This window comes from Micromonospora sp. H33 (assembly GCF_052068455.1).
In the GTDB taxonomy this organism is placed as follows: domain Bacteria; phylum Actinomycetota; class Actinomycetes; order Mycobacteriales; family Micromonosporaceae; genus Micromonospora.
The window spans coordinates 494,412-510,063 of the sequence record NZ_JBQHDE010000001.1 but is presented as its reverse complement, the minus strand read 5'-3'; the positions used below and the strand labels follow the sequence as shown (position 1 = coordinate 510,063).

The following is a 15,652-nucleotide window of genomic DNA, read 5'->3' as shown; positions in this document are numbered from 1 at the left end:
CATCGACCTGGTCATGGCAACCCCGCGTCGATTCCGCACCGGATACATCCCCTGAAAGGTGCAACGATGCACAGGAGACCAACTTTCCGAGCGGCGGTCCTCGCCGCTACCGCGGCCACCTTCCTGGCGGGCGGTGGCGCCTCCGGGGCGGTGGCCTCGGCAGCGCCGACGACCGCCTCCCCGGGTGTCGAGGCGTGCGAGCCGGGCACCGACGAGCACAGCACCGCGCGCGTGGCGGAGGGCGCCACTGCCAAAGAGCCGGAGCTGTACTCGAAGAACGAGGCGAACGCATACGGCGTGATCAAGGACTCGCCGCGGCTGGCCAACGGCAGCGTCACCATCCCCACGGTCTTCCACATGGTCTCCGACCACCCGCTCACCGCAACTGAGACGGCGCGTTGGAACACCATGATCGCGGACCAGATGGAGGTTCTGAACGACTCCTTCTCGGGCAGCACGGCGCCGGACGCCTCCGACACGCCGTTCCGGTTCGACCTCGTCGACACGACGTGGACGGTGAACAGCGACTGGTACACGGTCGTGCCGGGCAAGAACGAGCGGGACATGAAGAAGGCGCTGTACACCGGCGACGCCCGCACCCTGAACGTGTACGCGGCGAACATCGGCGGCGGGCTCCTCGGCTGGGCGTACTTCCCGAAGGGCTACAACAACGGCCGGGACTACATCGACGGCGTGGTGATCCTCGACGAGTCGATGCCCGGCGGAACGGCGGGCAAGTACGCCCTGGGTGACACGCTGACCCACGAAGTGGGGCACTGGCTGATGCTGGAGCACACCTTCGCGCACGGCTGCTCCGCCTCCGGCGACTTCGTCGCGGACACGCCGCGCGAGGCGCACCCGCAGTTCAACTGCCCGGTCGGCGCGGACACCTGCACCGCACCCGGGATCGACCCGATCCACAACTTCATGGACTACACGCAGGACTCCTGCATGAACATGTTCACCGCGGGCCAGGCGGACCGGATGAGCGACGCCTGGGTGGCGTTCCGAGCCGGTGGGGTCAAGAACTAACCGCCACGCGTCGGGGTTGACGGGCCAGCGGCTCGTCAACCCCGTTCGTGTCTCTGGACCAAGGCGCCGGCCGCCGTCACCGGCGGTCGAGCCACGGTGCGCGTCGCGAGCAGGGCGCGGTGTGGTCGACCGGCAGCGCACACCGCGCGCCGCCGGGCAGTGGCCGGTCACAGAAGACCCAATGGCGTACGTTCTGCTGGTCCTCGGCCGAGACGGTCACCCCGCCCGGCTCGACCCGGGCGCTGAGCCGGGCCAGCACCCGGGCGGCGGTACGGGCGAAGATCCGGGCCCGGTGCAGATCGGGCGCGGTGACCGGCAGGTGGATCACCCAGCGCTCGGTCATCGGTAGCGGTGGTTCGCCGACTGGGCGCTCTGCCACGCGCGCAGGGCATTCTTGATCCGTACGTTCTCCTCCTGCACCGCGACCAGGGCGGTCTGCGCGACGGTGAGTTCGTCGGCTACCTGGTGCAGGAAGGCGCGGATCTCAACGGGGTCGAGGCCGCGTCGGCGGACGTTGAAGCACCGCTCGCGGATCTGCCAGGGCCGTAGTCGCTGGGGTGGACGGACTTCTGCCGGACGTGGTTTCTCGCGCCGGCCCGTCAGCCGACGGATCAGGTTGCGCACGGTGCCCGCCCTTCGTCGGATCGAGTCAGAGTGGAGGGGGCGGTCTCCGCCGGTTGGGACGGCGGAGACCGCCCCGCCCTGCCACCGCAGCCTCGATCGGCGGTACGGCGGCAGGGCCGCGCCGGGGGAGCGCGGAGGGTGAGGTCTCGGCGGCGATGCGAGACCGGTACGAGAGGCGCCAACCGACCGCAGCGGAACCGCATCACCGAGAGCGACGCTACCGATACCTCTCACCTCTGTCGACGCTCTCTTACCTGTCGGATCTGGCTAGCGCCTGCCTGCTGCACCTCCTTCAGTTATTGCCGCTCTTTCACCTGGTGCTCGATACTGGGAGGGCCAACCGACTGCAAGGGGCCTTCACGTGCCAATTCCGCCGACCATGGACGAGTTGATCAAGGATCTGCTGAGGCGGATCGAGGTGGGCGAGTTCCAACCCGGGTCGCAGATACCGTCCACCCAGGAACTCTCCGACCACTACGACGTGTCGGTGTCGACCATTCACCGGGCGGTGGCGAAGCTGCGGGGGCAGGGTGTGCTGGTCGGCCGTCCGGGTCGCGGCGTCTTCGTCGCGGAGTCGTCGCGGGGCCGTCGACCGTGACGGAGGGATAATGGTTTCGACGTGGCCGCTGAAGCAGGCAGTGTGAGGGTGCGGAAGATCCTGCGGGAGATGTCCGCCCTGGCCGCCGTGGCTCCCTTCGGAGAATCCGTGTCGCAGCACTTGGCCGACCTCGCCGTGCGGCTTGAGCAAGCGGATGGGGCTTCGCGGGTGGCGGTGCTGCGGGACATCCGTGCCCTGTACCGAGGGGGGATGGGCAGCTTTCAGGATCTCGTACTGCAGGACCGGAACGGGGTCCTGCCGGAGCATCCGGCCTTCGACCGACTACGCCATCAGCTGTACGAGGAAGTCTGGCGGCTGGTGTGACGACCGGCTCCCTGCCTGAACCTTGCCCGTGCACCGCCGACGATGTGGAACGCTAACTGCGAGACGCGCTGTGGCCCTTGTGGGCGCGGGGTACCTCTTGCGGCAGGTCGGGCTGCACGTCGATGTCGAAGCTGTTCGGGTCGATGTCGAGCATGAGGGCGACGGCTTCACGTGCCATCTCTTCGACCTGGTCGAGACGACGAGCCTGAGAGAACAGGCCCTTGATCTCCGGCACGCTGATCGCCCACCAGGTGCCCGAGCGTACGCATCTGGCGGTGTACTTCTTCGCCTCAAGCCCACGCTGCGCAGGATAACCGGCACGTGAGTTGTAGGCTGGTACCGCCGGTAGTACCATTTCCGAGTGTCGTCCATAGCCAAGCTCGTTGAAGCGATGCGGAAGAACCAGCAGAACATCGCATACAACGATCTTTATCGGGTGTGTGAGCACTACTTCGGGAAGCCGCGCCAGACCGGCACCTCCCATGCGGTGTTCAAGATGCCCTGGGCCGGCGACCCGCGGGTCAACATCCAGGACGACAAGGGCAAGGCGAAGGCCTATCAGGTGCGACAGGTGCTCAAGGCGATCGACAAGAAGGAGGCTATGTGATGTCGGAAACCCACCCGGATATCTCCCACTACACCTACCGTGTCACGTGGTCGGCCGAGGATCGCGAGTTCGTCGCCACCTGCGCCGAGTTTCCGTCCCTCTCCTGGCTGGCGCCCTCGCAGATCGAGGCGCTGCAGGGCCTCCAGGAGCTGCTGCGTGACGTGATCGCGGACATGACGGCGCAGGGCGAACAGGTGCCCCAGCCGCTTTCCGAGCGCAGCTACTCCGGCAAGTTCAACCTCCGTGTCGGCGAGAGCCTGCACCGCGAGCTGGCCATCCACGCCGCCGAGGAGGGCATCAGCCTCAACCAGTACGTGCTGCGGAAGCTCAGCGCCGCCTGAGCCGTGGGCGGCGACACCGCTCGCTATCCTGCTGCGATGCAGACCACCGTGGACAGTCCGGTACTCGGCAGCCGGTTGGTATCGGCGCTGGTGTGGACGCAGCTGCTCGTCGTCCTGGCGTACGGCTACGGCGTAGTCGCGTACCTGCTCACCGACGCGCCCTACTTCTCCGAGCAGGCTCCGCCCGGGTGGTCGTGGCCGGCGGTCGTGGCGGTGGGCATCGGCTTCGCCCCGGCCCTCCTGTGCCTGCTGGTGGCCGTGCCGGCGCTGGCTTCGGCCGACTTCCGGGCCGAGCGGCGTCAGTGGCGTCCGCTGGCGGTGGTCAGCGCCGCGAGCATCCTGATGCTGCTGGTCATGGCGACGCCACCGGGCTGGGAGCTGTTCGACTGGTACGTCGGATAGCCGGCGGGCGTCGCCCGTCGAGTCGCTTCTGACATCAGCTCGACAGCCGGCGCGGGCGGCCGTCTCGGCTGGGTTAATCGACGGTCGGGAGCTTCGGGCCGAGGACGTCGTCGGCGTCGACGATGGTGTACGCGTACCCCTGCTCGGCGAGGAAGCGCTGCCGGTGGGCCGCGTACTCGGTGTCGATGGTGTCCCGGGAGACCACCGTGTAGAAGTGCGCCTGCCGGCCGTCGGCCTTCGGCCGGAGCACCCGGCCGAGGCGCTGCGCCTCCTCCTGCCGTGACCCGAACGTGCCGGACACCTGGATCGCCACCGCCGCCTCCGGCAGGTCGATCGAGAAGTTCCCGACCTTGGAGATGACCAGCGTGCGCAGCTCACCGGAGCGGAACGCGTCGAACAGTCGCTCCCGCTCCTTGTTGGTCGTGGACCCCTGCACGATCGGCGCGTCCAGGTACTCCCCGAGCTGGTGCAACTGGTCGATGTACGCGCCGATGACCAGCGTCTGCTCGCCCGGGTGCCGGTCGACCAGAGCCTTGACCACCGGCAGCTTCGTGCGCGCGGTCGCCGCCATCCGGTAGCGCTCCTCGGCCTCCGCGGTCGCGTACGCCATCCGCTCCGCGTCGGTCAGCGTCACCCGTACCTCGGTGCAGTCGGCCGGGGCGATCCAGCCCTGCGACTCGATGTCCTTCCACGGCGCGTCGTACCGCTTGGGGCCGATCAGGCTGAACACGTCGCCCTCCCGGCCGTCCTCCCGTACCAGGGTCGCCGTCAGCCCGAGCCGGCGGCGGGCCTGGAGATCCGCCGTGAAGCGGAAGATCGGCGCGGGCAGCAGGTGCACCTCGTCGTAGATGACCAGACCCCAGTCGCGGGCCCCGAACAGGTCGAGGTGGGTGAACGCGCCGCCGCGTCGCGAGGTGAGCACCTGGTACGTGGCGATGGTGACCGGGCGGATCTCCTTGCGCTCGCCCGAGTACTCGCCGATCTCCTCCTCGGTCAGCGACGTGCGGGCGATCAGCTCCCGCTTCCACTGCCGCCCGGCCACCGTGTTGGTGACCAGGATCAGCGTGGTCGCCTTCGCCTCGGCCATCGCCGCCGCCCCGACCAGCGTCTTGCCTGCGCCGCAGGGCAGCACCACCACGCCCGAGCCGCCGGCCCAGAACGCCTCCACGGCCTCCCGCTGGTACGACCGCAGCGTCCACGGCTTGCGGCCCTCCTTGCCGGCCTCGGCTAGCTCGATCGCGTGCGCCTCGCCGTCCACGTACCCGGCCAGGTCCTCGGCCGGCCAGCCCAGCTTGAGCAGCGCCTGCTTGAGCCGGCCCCGCTCGGACGGGTGCACCGCGATCGTGTCGTCGTCGATCTTCGCGCCGAGCATGCCGGCAAGCTTCTTGCTCTTGGCGACCTCGACCAGCACCACCCGGTCCAGAGCCCGCAGGACCAAACCGTGCACCGGGTCGTTGGCGAGCTGGAGCCGGCCGTACCGGTCCATCGTCTCGGCCACGTCGACCAGCAGCGCGTGCGGCACCGGGTAGCGGCTGTACTTGATCAGCGCGTCCACCACGCCCTCGGCGTCGTGGCCGGCGGCCCGCGCGTTCCACAGGCCGAGCGGCGTCAGCCGGTACGTGTGCACGTGCTCGGGGGAGCGCTCCAACTCGGCGAAGGGGGCGATCGCCATCCGGCAGGCCTGCGCGTCGGGGTGGTCGATCTCCAGCAGCAGGGTCTTGTCCGACTGCACGATCAGGGGTCCACCACTCACGGAAGCGCCTCTCCTCGATCTCGGGTCGCCGGCCGCCGGGTGCGGGCGTGACCTGCCGCGGGCCGACCATCCAGTGTTGCACGCATTCACCGGCCGTCAGGAAAACGTGCACCGGGTGCAACCGTTGCGCCCGTGTCGTACGTCTGTAGGGCAGACAACCGTCCCAGGGGAGGCGCCATGATCAGGTTCCGGCTCGCCACCCGGCTCCTCGCCGTGGCGGTGGTCACGCTGGTCGGCGCCGGTGCGTGCGCGTTCGATCCGCAGGCCGAGGGCGGTGGGGGCGGAGGGCCCGTGCCGGCCGGGGCGGCGGAGCAGCCAACGGGGGCGAGCGGTACGCCCGGGCCGGACCGGCCGGCCCCGGCGACGTCATCGCCGAAGCCGAAGCCGAAGCCCACGACGCCTCGGTCCAGTCCGGCGGCCGAGCCGAAGCCCAGCCGCACCTCGCCCCGGCCGAGCAGTTCGCCCGCCGGCTGCCCACAGGGCGAGCACCAGCGCCAGGTCGAGACGTACCTCGCCCGGCTGGGCGGTTTCGGTGCGGTGACCGTGGACGGCCGCCAGTCCGCCGCCGACTGCGCCGCCATCAAGCGGTTCCAGCGGCGGTACGACATCCGCCCCGCCATCGGCCGGGCCGGCCCGACGACGTACGACGTGGCGAAGCGACTCGCCACCACCGACACCGACGTGTGCGGCGACCGCCCCGGGCTCACCTTCTGCGTCGACCTGACCCGGCAGACCACCTGGGTGATGCGCGACAGCCGGGTGATCGTCAAGCCGACGGTGACCCGCACCGGCATGGCCGGCTTCCGCACCCCGGCCGGAACGTTCACCATCGACCGCCGCAACCTGAAGGAGTGGTCCAACCCGTACGAGGTGTGGCTGCCGTACTGGCAGCACTTCACGCGGGGCATGGGCTTCCACGAGACCACGACCTACCTGCACGACGGCTCGATCGGTTCACACGGCTGCGTCAACCTGCTGCACTCCGACGCCGTCCGCTACTGGGAGCTCGGCCGGATCGGCAGCCGCGTGGTGCTGGTCGGCAGCCGTTCCGGGTGACACTCTGGACTCCCGGGTTCGCTGACGGACGGGGAGGACGGGGATGACCGTCGACCAGGACGTGCTAACCGAAACGCGGCCGGTGCCGACCGAGCCGGTGTCCACCGCCACCGTGGTCGCGTACGCGGCCGCCGGGGTGCTCCTCTTCGCCTGGTTCCTCTTCGGTTGGCTCGTGCAGCGCCAGGGCTTCGTCGCCTCGGTCGGGGAGACGGCCGGCACCGGGTTCGGGCTGCTGCTGCTCATCGCCATCGTCGGCACGGTGCGCCAGAACCGCCGCTGACCGGGCGCGGGCCATGCCCGGCGCGGCCGGTCAGTCCTCCAGCACCGCCGCCGTGATCCGGTGCAGGGCGAACGTGTGCAGCATCTCCGTCCGCTCGTCCTCGGCCCGGAGGTAGCCCGCTCCGATCGATACCGGCCGCACCAGCCGGGACGCGGTTGCCCCGTGTGCGTCGACATATCCCACCCAGACCAGCGCCTTGTCCCGCACCGCCTGCTGGAGCACCGCCAGCGCGTCGGTGTGACTGTGCACCGGCACCGGGCCGGCGGGGACCTGGCCGCGCACCACCGCCGGTGCCCGCCGGGCCGCCCGGGCGGCGGCGTCGCCACGCCGGATCTGCTCGACCACCCCGAGCAGGCGGGGCATCGGCAGCTTCGGGGCGGTGAGCGGGTCGACCGTACGCGCGGCGACCGACACCCGCGTCGGCGCCCGGCGCGCCTTCGGCCGGGTGAGCACGGCAGCGCCCGTGGCGTCCTCCGGCACCGGCGCGTACCCCGCCTCGCGCAACGTCGTGAGCATCCGGCCCACCTGGTACGGGGTGGCCAGCACGGTCGGCGCGAGCCGGCGCAGCGCCAGCGCCTCCAGCCGCTTGTCCGCCAGTACTTCGGTGAGCAGCGCCTCGTCGTCGCTGCGCACGTACGCCCCGGCCGAGCCGACCCGCAGGCCGCCGTGCCGGCGGGCGATATCGTCCACCAGGTACGTGAGCCCCTGCGGCACCGGCGTGCGGGAGCGCCGCCGGAACAGCCCGTGCAGGTCGTCGGCGGAGTAGCCGGCGTCCAGCGCCCGGCGCACGCTCGCCGGGGTGACCCGGTGCACGCTGGCCCCACCGGCCGACTCGTGCTCGGCCACCACGTCGAGTTCGGCCGCGAGCGCCGGGTCGGGCGGGCCGGGCACCACCACGGTCAGGTCGGCCTGCACCAGGAAGTGGTCGACCGGGGCGGGCAGCAGCGCGTCCAGGGCACGGACGGCCGTGGACGGCTCGCCCTCGGTGTCGGCCCGCAGCCCCAGCGGGTCGTCCGTCCCCCGCTCGTCGCTCGACGTCACGTCGGCGAGCAGCAGCCGCCCGTACGAGGTGAGCGCCCCCAGCCCGGTCACACCCAGCGTGGCCGCCTCGGCCAGCACCTCCCGGTGCGCCGCCTCGCGGCCCCGGCTGCGCCGCGGCGCCCGCCAGTCGAGCAGCTCCAGCACCTCCTCGGAGGTGGGTGCGGTGGCCGGCTCCAGATCCGCGAGTACCTGGAGCACCGCCCGCCGGACGGCCGGCGCCCCGGCCCGCTCCGCCTCCGGGGAGAGCACCGTGATCGGCCGGTCGCGGTCGTCGCGCTGACCGACCAGCCCCGGCTGCCGGGTCATCGTCAGCCATGCCCGGGCCAGCTGCTCCCACCGCTGGGCCAGCGATCCGGCGCGCCACACCTCGTACCCGGCGCTCGGCACCACCTGCTGGTCGGCGCCGTGGCGGGTCGTCACCGCCCCGGGCAGCTCCAGCTCGCCGGTCAGCCCCGCCGCGTACGACGTTTCAAGCAGCAGGGCGGCCGTCGACTCGTCCAGCCCGACGGCGCGGGCCAGCCGGCGCAGGTCACGGACGCCGAGACCGCCGGAACGCAGCACCGGGGCCGGCTCGGCGGCGAGCTGCTCGAGCAGTGACTCGGCCTGGCGTACCACCTCCATGGTCTGCCCGGCCCCCGCGGAGTCGACCGCCTTCGGCTCGCGCGGCGCCGCCGACACCGGCGGTGGGCTGGTGCGCAGCGGGCCGAGCGGGCCGGTGTCCCGGCGCAGCAGCAGCCCGATCTCCCGGGGCAGCTCCACCGTGCCGGCCCCGCCGCTGCGGCCCGTCGTGACCGGCACCAGCAGCCGGTGGTCGACCAGCCAGCGCACCGGCGAACCGGTCGGCGCGCCGCCGTTCGTCTGGTCGGGCGGCAGGTCGTCCTCCGCGCCGACCGGTGGCGCCTGCAGGGCCCCTGGCGGGACGGTGCCCACCGGCGGGCCGGCGGCCAGCCGGTCCAGGATCGCCCGGGCCGAAGGGGGCGCGGCCAGCAGTGTGCGCCGGAGCTTCGCCGGGTCCGCGCACAGCGCCGCCGTCCGCAGGTCCAGCTCCGCGGCCGGCCGGCCCAGGCCCGCCGGGTACGGGGAGATCTCGTCGATGCCGCCGACGAGCTGGAGACGGTCGTCCGGGCCGTACAGCAGCAGGAGGGACCGGAGCCGCTCCACCGCCGCCCGTACGGTGGCCGGGGCGGGCGGGGTCGCGCCGGCGGTCGCCATGGCGAGCATCGCGTCGATGCTGGTGGTGCCGTCCGACGGGTCCCGGGTCAGCCGGGCGGCGTCCAGGATCTGGAGCGTGAACTGGTCCAGGCCGTCCAGGGCACGGGCCACCGACACCCGGGACTGGGCCCGGATGGCGAGCGCGGAGATGTCGGCCGGCACGGGCACGACGAGGTCGGGCCGCTGCTGGAGCAGGGCGGCGAGGGACTCGTCGGGCAGCGCGCGCAGGTGGTCGGCGAGTGAGGTGGTCATCGTCGTTCCACGCTAGCCCGGCGGGAGGCCCTCCCGCCCCTCGGACGTCCGGCTCGTCGGGCCGAAACGGGTACGGTCTTCGGCATGCCTTCGCCCCCGACGGTCGGCTTCGACCTCGACATGACCCTGGTCGACTCCCGCCCCGGGATCGCCGCCGCGTACCGGGCGCTGACCGCCCGGACCGGTGTGCACGTGGACGCCGAGGCGGCCGTGTCCCGGCTCGGGCCGCCGCTGCGGACCGAGATCGCCCGGTGGTTCCCGCCGGAGCAGGTCGAGGGCGCGGTCCGCACCTACCGCGAGCTCTACCCGGCGTACGCGATCACACCGACCGTCCCGCTGCCCGGCGCGCGGGCGGCGATCGAGGCGGTCCGTGCCCGCGGGGGGCGGGTGCTCGTCGTCACCTCGAAGCTGGGCCGCCTCGCCCGGCTGCACCTGGACCACCTGGGCCTCGTGGTCGACGAGGTGGCCGGCGACCTGTTCGCCGAGGAGAAGGCGACCGCCCTGCGGGAGCACGGCGCCACCCACTACGTCGGCGACCATGTGGCGGACATGGCCGCCGCCCGGACGGCCGGGGTGCCCGGGATCGCGGTGGCCACCGGGCCCTGCACCCCTGAGGAGCTGGGCGCGGCCGGGGCCGAGCTGGTGCTGGATGATCTCACCGGATTCCCGGCGGCGCTGGACCGCATGATCCGGCTAGCCTTGAAGCAGTAGACGTCTTGAGCGAAGCAGAGGTTCTCAGGTGCCGACGGGCCGAGTGAAGTGGTACGACGCGACCAAGGGATACGGGTTCGTCACCAGTGACGAGGGTGGCGACGTGTTCCTGCCCAAGGCCGCGCTACCGGCGGGTGTCACCGACCTCAAGGGCGGGCAGCGCGTCGACTTCAGCGTGGTCGACAGCCGCCGGGGAGCCCAGGCGATGGGGGTCAAGCTGCTGGAGGCCCCGCCCTCGGTGGCGGAGCTGCGCCGCCGGCCGGCCGAGGAGCTGCACGGCCTCGTCGAGGACATGATCAAGGTGCTCGAGGCGAAGGTCCAGCCGGACCTGCGCCGGGGCCGCTTCCCGGACCGGAAGACCGCGCAGAAGGTCGCTCAGCTGGTCCACGCGGTCGCCCGCGAGCTGGAGGTCTGAGGCACCAGCCCGGCGTCGGCGGCCCGGCCCAGCAGCGCCTCGACGGCGGCGAATCCGGCCTCACCCAGGTCGGCGGTGAACTCGTTGACGTAGAGGCCGATGTGCCGGTCCACCACGTCGGGCTCCATCTCCTGCGCGTGCGCCAGCACGTACTCCCGGCTGGCCGCCGGGTCCGCCCAGGCCCGGCGGACCGACTCCCGGATCCACTCCGCGGCGGCCTCCGGGTCCACCGCCCCGCGCCGCGCCAGGATCGCGCCGAGCGGGATCGGAAGGCCGGTGTCGGCCTCCCACCACTCACCGAGGTCGACCAGGGCGGTCAGACCGTGCCGCGGATAGGTGAACCGCGCCTCGTGGATCACCAGACCCGCGTCGTACCGCCCGGCCGCGACCCCCGGCATGATCTCGTGGAACGGCACCACCTCGATCCGGGCCGGCGGCCGCCCGGCAGACCAGAGGCGGAACAGCAGGTACGCCGTGGTCCGGTCGCCGGGCACGGCGACGGTCGCACCGGTCAGGTCCGCGCGATCGGCGCGTGCCCCATCCGCGCGACCACCGTCGTCATGGTCGGCCTGCTCGCGGTCGGCATGGTCGCGGTCGGGCCGGTAGCGGTCGGGCTGGGTCAGCACCAGCGGGCCGCAGCCCCGGCCGAGCGCGCCGCCGCAGGGCAGCAGGTGGTAGTCGTCGAGCAGCCACGGCAACGCCGCGTAGCTCACCTTGACCAGGTCGAACGCCCCGCGTTCGGCGGCGGTGTTGGTGACGTCGACGTCCGCGTAGGTCACCTCGACCGGCGGCGCCCCCGGCACCTGCCCGTGCACGAGGGCGTGGAAGACGAACGTGTCGTTGGGACAGGGCGAGATCGCCAGCGAGAGCGCCACGCCCCCACCGTAGCCCCGCTGTGGATCTGTCCGCCCACCCCGACCCTGGCGACTGTGAGCCCCACCGCCTGAAGGCTCGGGACGTGAAGTGCCAGGACACGTATTCGCACGGACGTGTATGGGACGGACGGGGTCGGAAGCGGAAGCGGAAGCCCGACGGCCACGTCGTCACCAGCTCGCTGTCGAGCTGCCCTCATTGGTGGGGCAACGGTTCGGGGTGTGGTGGTCGGTTGTGCTGTCGAGCTGCCCTCATGGGCGGGGCAGTGGGTCGCAGTGGGTCGGAATGTGCTCGACAGCGTCGCTGTCGAGCTGCCCCTACAGATGGGGCAGCGTCTCTCACGGTCCCTCCCCTGGCCCCGCCGCGGCGGCGTGCGCCCGCCGCCACGCCGTCCGTCGTTCACGGTCCCCCCCGGCCCCGTCCGTCCGCCGCCACGCGCGCCGCCACGCCGCCCGCCGCCACGCCGCCCGCCGCCACGCCGCCACGCCGCCCCGTCCGCCCGCCGTCACGCGCGCCGCCACGCCGTCCGCCGTCACGCGCGCGCCGTCACGCGCGCGCCGTCACGCCGTCCGCCGCCCCACGCACGCCGCCGCGCGCGCCGCCACGCCGTCCGCCGCGCAGGGGCGGGCGGACGTTACGAGGTCCGGCGCGGACCGTGGTCTCACTGATGGGGCAGCTCGACAGCGGCCGAAACAGGCATCGCACCCCGCGTCGGGTTGGCGTGTCCACAGGTTTGTCCACAGGTTTCGCCGCCCTGTTGAAGTTCTGCCCCTGGTCGCGGAACCATCGACGCATGTCTGAGGAGACCAGGCTCGACGTCGGTGCCGCCCTGCGAGCGGCGCGGCATCGGGCTGATCTGAGTCAGCGCGAGCTTGCCGAGCGATCAGGCGTGCCGAAGAGCACCCTGGCGCGACTCGAGTCGAGGGCTGAGTCGGATCCGCGCCTGCGGACGGTGGAGCGGCTGCTCCAGGCGGCCGGCTACGAACTCGTCGTGCGCGTCCGTGACTCCGTCGAGGGACCGGATGGCGTGCGGCTGGGTGGCGAGGAGTTGGGTGGCGAGCCGCACGGGGAGGCGCGCGACGAGGCCGGCCGCCGCTACCCCGCCCATCTCGACGTGCGGAAGGTCCGCACGCTGCACGACTGGCCCGGGGCATGGTGGGCACACTGGTACACGTTGCCGCCGGAGCGTTGGCCGCTCCGGGTGCCCGAGTTCACCTACGACCTCGATCGTGAGCGTCGGGACGACCGGCGACTGCGGCAGTGGCTTCCGGGCGCACTGAGCGTGCGTCGCTGCCGGGAGGGGCTGCCGGACGGCTCCTGGCGATTGGTGGCCGAGCTGCCCGACGGGCGCCGGGTTGGCGAGCTGCGGGCCCACGAACAGAGCGACGACCTCTTGCTCGGATACGACCTGGATGACCGGAATTCGCTGGTCCTGGACGGGATCGTCGTCGCCCCGCAGCTGCGCATGATGGGAATCGGCCGGCGGCTGGTGACACTCCTCGGCGACGAGATGAGTCGGGCGGGGCTGTGGACCGTGCACGCGGTGGCCTCGGGGGACGGCGTCGGTTTCCTCCTCGCGTGCGGTTACCGAAAGCAGTGGGGTGGTTCGCCGGTGGCGCTACGGTTCGACCTCGCGGGAACAAGCGGTTCAGTCACGGCCGTCGCAACGCCAGGAGGGCCGGGGCGGCCTCGGTGAGGGCGGCGAGCGCCTCGCGCAGGCGCCAGGCGTCGCGGTCGCGGGGGCCGACCGGGTTGGAGACGGTACGCAGTTCCACGAAGGGAAGGCCTGCGTGTGCGGCGGCGACGGCCACCCCGTACCCCTCCATGGCCTCGGCCATCGCGTCGGGGTGCCGGCGGCGTAGCGCGTCGGTGCTGGCAGCGGTGCCGGTGACCGTGCTGACGGTCAGCACCGGGCCCACCGCGGCGGCCGGGAGCGCGGTCCGGAGGGCGGCCACCAGGGCCGGGTCGGCGGTGACGGTGGTGCCGCCGCCGAGCAGCTCCGCCGGCATGCCGAGCTGGTCGACCGGGATGAAGCCCTCTGGGGACTCGGCGCCCAGGTCGGCGGCGATCGCGCTGGTGCCGACGACCGTGCCGCCGACCTCGACCCGACCGGGGAAGCCGCCCGCGACGCCGGCGCTGACGACCGCCCGGTACGGCTGCCCGGCGGCCTCCGCCAGCGCCAGCAGCCGGGCCGTGGCCGCCGCCGCGACCGCGGAACCGACGCCGACCGGCACCACGGTGGCAACCTGATCGGAACCGCCCGGCACACCTGGCACACCCGGCCCGCCCGGCCCGCCCGGCGGCCCGGAGACGCCCGGCAAGCCCGGCCCGACCGGCCCGACCGGCCCGACCGGCGGCACGGAGACGGCCGGCGGGCCCGCGAGGGCTGCCGCAATACCCGCCCGGACCGCGTCGGCCTCCGCGGGCACCGCGGTGACCACCAGCAGACGCGTCACGTGAGCGGCCCCCGGGGCCCCCGCCGGGTCTCCTCGTCGGTGCCGCCGGGGCCGGCGACCGCCGACGACGGGCGGTAGATGTGGTAGCCCGGCGGCGCCAGGCCGTCGTCGTCCATCGGCCCGCTCCGCGCGGGGGCGGGGGAGGTGGGGGTGGGGTCCTCGACGGTGCGGCCGAGGTGGCCGGGCTCGTCGGGGGCCGACTCGTCCTCGGTGAGCTCGTCGTCCGCGAGCGGCCGCCCGATCAGCTTCTCGGCGCGCAGCCGGCCCGCGACCACGATGCCGCGTGCGGTGGCGAGCGCCGCCACGCCGGCGGCGACGGCGATGCCGAGGCGACCGTCGAACGGGACGAGCCCCAGGCCTCCGCCGGCGACGAAGGCGAGCATGAGCACGGTCTCGGAGTGGGCGAAGGAACTGGCCCGCAGCCGCTCCGGGATGCGTTCCTGGATCGAGGCGTCGACCGCGAGCTTCGCGATGCCGCTCATCATGGCGGCGACCAGGCAGAGCAGCGCGACCATCGGGAGCGAGAACTTCAGCGCCGCGAGGACGGCTACCCCGCCGACGATGACCATGCCGCTGGATTGGATTGCCGCCGGCCGGTGGATGCGCAGCCGGGTGCCGATCGCGGTGGCGAGGAAGCTGCCGACCGCGAGCGCCCCGCCGATCAGGCCCAGCGCGGCCTCATCGCTGAGGTTGCGGCCGAAGAAGGTCGTGGTCAGGTCGCCGGCCTTGATCGCGAAGGCGAGGAAGAGCAGGAGGAAGCCGTAGACGGCGCGCAGGGTGGCGGCTCCGATGAGGGTGGCGATCACCAGTCGGCCGTGCGGGCGGCCCCGGCCCAGCGGCCGGTCGCCGGTACGCCGTCCGAGTGTCCGCAGCGGGCGCGGCACCCGCTCCGGCGGCTCCGAGTCGGCCTTCGGCGGCAGGCGCAGGGCGATGACCATGCCGACCAGGAAGATCACCGAGGCGACCCGCAGCGGCCACTGCGGCCCGAACCAGAAGGCGGCCAGGCCGATCGGCGCGACCAGGGCCCCGGCCACGGTGCCGTAGACGCTGGCCCGGGCACCGGCCTGGGACAGGCCGAGCCCCTCCGGGAGCAGCCGGGGCACGGCCGCCGAGCGGGCCACCCCGTACGCGCGGGAGAGCGCCAGCACGCCGAAGGCCGCCGGGTAGAGGCCGAAGCCGTGGATGTAGTCGGAGATCAGCCAGGCCAGGAAGGCCCGCCCGAGCATGGTGGCGGCCAGCGCGTAGCGGCGGCCGTGCCGGAAGTGGTCGAGCAGCGGGCCGACCACCGGCGCGAGCATGGCGAACGGCACCATGGTCACCAGCAGGTAGAGCGCGACCTTGCTGCGCGCCTCGCCGAGCGGGACGTTGAAGAAGATCGTCCCGGCGAGGCCGATCGCGATGAGCGTGTCCCCGGCGCAGGAGATCGCGTGCATGTCGAACAGGCGGACCATGCCGACCTCGCCGCCGGCGCCCCGGGCCCGGGCGCGCCCCGCCGAGCGGGTCATCCAGCGGCTGCTGCTGACCGAGCCGCGGAACAGCAGGCGGATGGCCTTGACGCCCGTGCCGACGGTCCGCCCGAGGACGGAACGCTCGGAGCGGGAGAACAGCGGCATGAGCACCATCCTCGCCCATCGGCCGGACGTACGTGCCACCACCGCCGCAGATGGTTCCGGGG

At 72.9% G+C, this 15,652-nt stretch carries 19 protein-coding genes; 11 read left to right on the top strand and 8 right to left on the bottom strand.

What is annotated here, in order from left to right; genetic code table 11:
* The first annotated feature begins 66 nt into the window (after positions 1–66).
* Positions 67–1,032, top strand: a complete 966-nt coding sequence (locus tag ACTMS0_RS02420; protein WP_441153417.1) for a zinc metalloprotease — start codon at positions 67–69, stop codon at positions 1,030–1,032.
* Positions 1,033–1,108: 76 nt separating this feature from the next.
* On the opposite strand, the gene ACTMS0_RS02415 is transcribed toward ACTMS0_RS02420, so the two are convergent.
* Positions 1,109–1,375 carry a hypothetical protein gene (locus tag ACTMS0_RS02415; RefSeq protein ID WP_441153416.1) on the bottom strand — a complete coding sequence of 89 codons (267 nt, stop codon included), beginning with the start codon at positions 1,373–1,375 and terminating at the stop codon, positions 1,109–1,111.
* Positions 1,372–1,647: a DivIVA domain-containing protein gene (locus ACTMS0_RS02410; protein ID WP_441153984.1), complete on the bottom strand. Its 276-nt coding sequence runs from the start codon at positions 1,645–1,647 to the stop codon at positions 1,372–1,374. Before ACTMS0_RS02410 ends, ACTMS0_RS02415 begins: the two co-directional genes overlap by 4 nt.
* 370 nt (positions 1,648–2,017) lie before the next feature.
* Between ACTMS0_RS02410 and ACTMS0_RS02405 the strand changes: the two genes are divergently transcribed.
* Positions 2,018–2,254, top strand: coding sequence for a winged helix-turn-helix domain-containing protein (locus ACTMS0_RS02405; RefSeq protein WP_441153415.1), 237 nt, complete (start codon positions 2,018–2,020; stop codon positions 2,252–2,254).
* 48 nt (positions 2,255–2,302) lie between these two features.
* On the top strand, positions 2,303–2,578 hold the full coding sequence (locus ACTMS0_RS02400) for a DUF6966 domain-containing protein (RefSeq protein WP_441153414.1): 276 nt from the start codon (positions 2,303–2,305) through the stop codon (positions 2,576–2,578).
* Between the two features lie 52 nt (positions 2,579–2,630).
* Here the strand turns inward: ACTMS0_RS02400 and ACTMS0_RS02395 are convergent, their stop codons facing one another.
* Positions 2,631–2,813: a hypothetical protein gene (locus ACTMS0_RS02395; RefSeq protein ID WP_441153413.1), complete on the bottom strand. Its 183-nt coding sequence runs from the start codon at positions 2,811–2,813 to the stop codon at positions 2,631–2,633.
* Positions 2,814–2,939: 126 nt separating this feature from the next.
* On the opposite strand from ACTMS0_RS02395, the gene ACTMS0_RS02390 reads away from it, so the two are divergent.
* The 3 genes from ACTMS0_RS02390 to ACTMS0_RS02380 are packed head-to-tail and all read left to right on the top strand — an operon-like array spanning position 2,940 to position 3,928.
* Positions 2,940–3,185: a toxin HicA gene (locus ACTMS0_RS02390; protein WP_441153412.1), complete on the top strand. Its 246-nt coding sequence runs from the start codon at positions 2,940–2,942 to the stop codon at positions 3,183–3,185.
* Positions 3,185–3,526, top strand: a complete 342-nt coding sequence (locus tag ACTMS0_RS02385) for a type II toxin-antitoxin system HicB family antitoxin (RefSeq protein WP_441153411.1) — start codon at positions 3,185–3,187, stop codon at positions 3,524–3,526. Before ACTMS0_RS02390 ends, ACTMS0_RS02385 begins: the two co-directional genes overlap by 1 nt.
* Before the next feature lie 36 nt (positions 3,527–3,562).
* Positions 3,563–3,928 (top strand): hypothetical protein, encoded by a 366-nt coding sequence (locus tag ACTMS0_RS02380; protein ID WP_441153410.1) that lies wholly within the window; start codon positions 3,563–3,565, stop codon positions 3,926–3,928.
* A 73-nt stretch (positions 3,929–4,001) separates the two neighbouring features.
* Here the strand turns inward: ACTMS0_RS02380 and ACTMS0_RS02375 are convergent, their stop codons facing one another.
* Positions 4,002–5,681, bottom strand: coding sequence for a DNA repair helicase XPB (locus tag ACTMS0_RS02375; protein WP_441153409.1), 1,680 nt, complete (start codon positions 5,679–5,681; stop codon positions 4,002–4,004).
* A 177-nt stretch (positions 5,682–5,858) separates the two neighbouring features.
* Between ACTMS0_RS02375 and ACTMS0_RS02370 the strand changes: the two genes are divergently transcribed.
* Together ACTMS0_RS02370 and ACTMS0_RS02365 are read left to right on the top strand one after the other, a co-directional pair.
* A complete protein-coding gene (locus ACTMS0_RS02370) occupies positions 5,859–6,737 on the top strand; it encodes a L,D-transpeptidase family protein (RefSeq protein WP_441153408.1) in 879 nt (292 codons plus the stop codon).
* Positions 6,738–6,780: 43 nt separating this feature from the next.
* Entirely contained in the window at positions 6,781–7,017 is a 237-nt protein-coding gene (locus ACTMS0_RS02365; protein ID WP_441153407.1) for a hypothetical protein, read from the top strand.
* A gap of 30 nt (positions 7,018–7,047) precedes the next feature.
* On the opposite strand, the gene ACTMS0_RS02360 is transcribed toward ACTMS0_RS02365, so the two are convergent.
* Positions 7,048–9,522 carry a helicase-associated domain-containing protein gene (locus ACTMS0_RS02360; protein WP_441153406.1) on the bottom strand — a complete coding sequence of 825 codons (2,475 nt, stop codon included), beginning with the start codon at positions 9,520–9,522 and terminating at the stop codon, positions 7,048–7,050.
* 84 nt (positions 9,523–9,606) lie between these two features.
* Here ACTMS0_RS02360 and ACTMS0_RS02355 point away from each other — a divergent pair, with 84 nt between their 5' ends.
* Positions 9,607–10,233 carry an HAD family hydrolase gene (locus tag ACTMS0_RS02355; RefSeq protein WP_441153405.1) on the top strand — a complete coding sequence of 209 codons (627 nt, stop codon included), beginning with the start codon at positions 9,607–9,609 and terminating at the stop codon, positions 10,231–10,233.
* A 28-nt stretch (positions 10,234–10,261) separates the two neighbouring features.
* Complete coding sequence (locus tag ACTMS0_RS02350; protein ID WP_441153404.1) at positions 10,262–10,648, top strand: cold-shock protein; 387 nt, start codon at positions 10,262–10,264, stop codon at positions 10,646–10,648.
* On the opposite strand, the gene ACTMS0_RS02345 is transcribed toward ACTMS0_RS02350, so the two are convergent.
* Positions 10,609–11,523, bottom strand: a complete 915-nt coding sequence (locus ACTMS0_RS02345) for a 1,4-dihydroxy-6-naphthoate synthase (RefSeq protein ID WP_441153402.1) — start codon at positions 11,521–11,523, stop codon at positions 10,609–10,611. The genes ACTMS0_RS02350 and ACTMS0_RS02345 overlap by 40 nt on opposite strands.
* Positions 11,524–12,188: 665 nt before the next feature.
* Between ACTMS0_RS02345 and ACTMS0_RS02340 the strand changes: the two genes are divergently transcribed.
* On the top strand, positions 12,189–13,217 hold the full coding sequence (locus ACTMS0_RS02340) for a helix-turn-helix domain-containing protein (RefSeq protein ID WP_441153401.1): 1,029 nt from the start codon (positions 12,189–12,191) through the stop codon (positions 13,215–13,217).
* Here ACTMS0_RS02340 and ACTMS0_RS02335 read toward each other — a convergent pair.
* Together ACTMS0_RS02335 and ACTMS0_RS02330 are read right to left on the bottom strand one after the other, a co-directional pair.
* Positions 13,174–13,977 (bottom strand): futalosine hydrolase, encoded by an 804-nt coding sequence (locus ACTMS0_RS02335; RefSeq protein WP_441153400.1) that lies wholly within the window; start codon positions 13,975–13,977, stop codon positions 13,174–13,176. The genes ACTMS0_RS02340 and ACTMS0_RS02335 overlap by 44 nt on opposite strands.
* Positions 13,974–15,590, bottom strand: coding sequence for an MFS transporter (locus tag ACTMS0_RS02330; RefSeq protein WP_441153399.1), 1,617 nt, complete (start codon positions 15,588–15,590; stop codon positions 13,974–13,976). The genes ACTMS0_RS02335 and ACTMS0_RS02330 overlap by 4 nt, the downstream gene beginning before the upstream one ends.
* Positions 15,591–15,652: the final 62 nt, after the last annotated feature.

Coding starts and splice junctions, on each gene's coding strand:
- ACTMS0_RS02385 (WP_441153411.1), top strand. CDS start 3,185: ATGTCGGAAACCCACCCGGATATCTCCCACTACACCTACCGTGTCACG.
- ACTMS0_RS02420 (WP_441153417.1), top strand. CDS start 67: ATGCACAGGAGACCAACTTTCCGAGCGGCGGTCCTCGCCGCTACCGCG.
- ACTMS0_RS02360 (WP_441153406.1), bottom strand. CDS start 9,522: ATGACCACCTCACTCGCCGACCACCTGCGCGCGCTGCCCGACGAGTCC.
- ACTMS0_RS02330 (WP_441153399.1), bottom strand. CDS start 15,590: ATGCCGCTGTTCTCCCGCTCCGAGCGTTCCGTCCTCGGGCGGACCGTC.
- ACTMS0_RS02365 (WP_441153407.1), top strand. CDS start 6,781: ATGACCGTCGACCAGGACGTGCTAACCGAAACGCGGCCGGTGCCGACC.
- ACTMS0_RS02415 (WP_441153416.1), bottom strand. CDS start 1,375: ATGACCGAGCGCTGGGTGATCCACCTGCCGGTCACCGCGCCCGATCTG.
- ACTMS0_RS02370 (WP_441153408.1), top strand. CDS start 5,859: ATGATCAGGTTCCGGCTCGCCACCCGGCTCCTCGCCGTGGCGGTGGTC.
- ACTMS0_RS02380 (WP_441153410.1), top strand. CDS start 3,563: ATGCAGACCACCGTGGACAGTCCGGTACTCGGCAGCCGGTTGGTATCG.
- ACTMS0_RS02355 (WP_441153405.1), top strand. CDS start 9,607: ATGCCTTCGCCCCCGACGGTCGGCTTCGACCTCGACATGACCCTGGTC.
- ACTMS0_RS02340 (WP_441153401.1), top strand. CDS start 12,189: ATGGGGCAGCTCGACAGCGGCCGAAACAGGCATCGCACCCCGCGTCGG.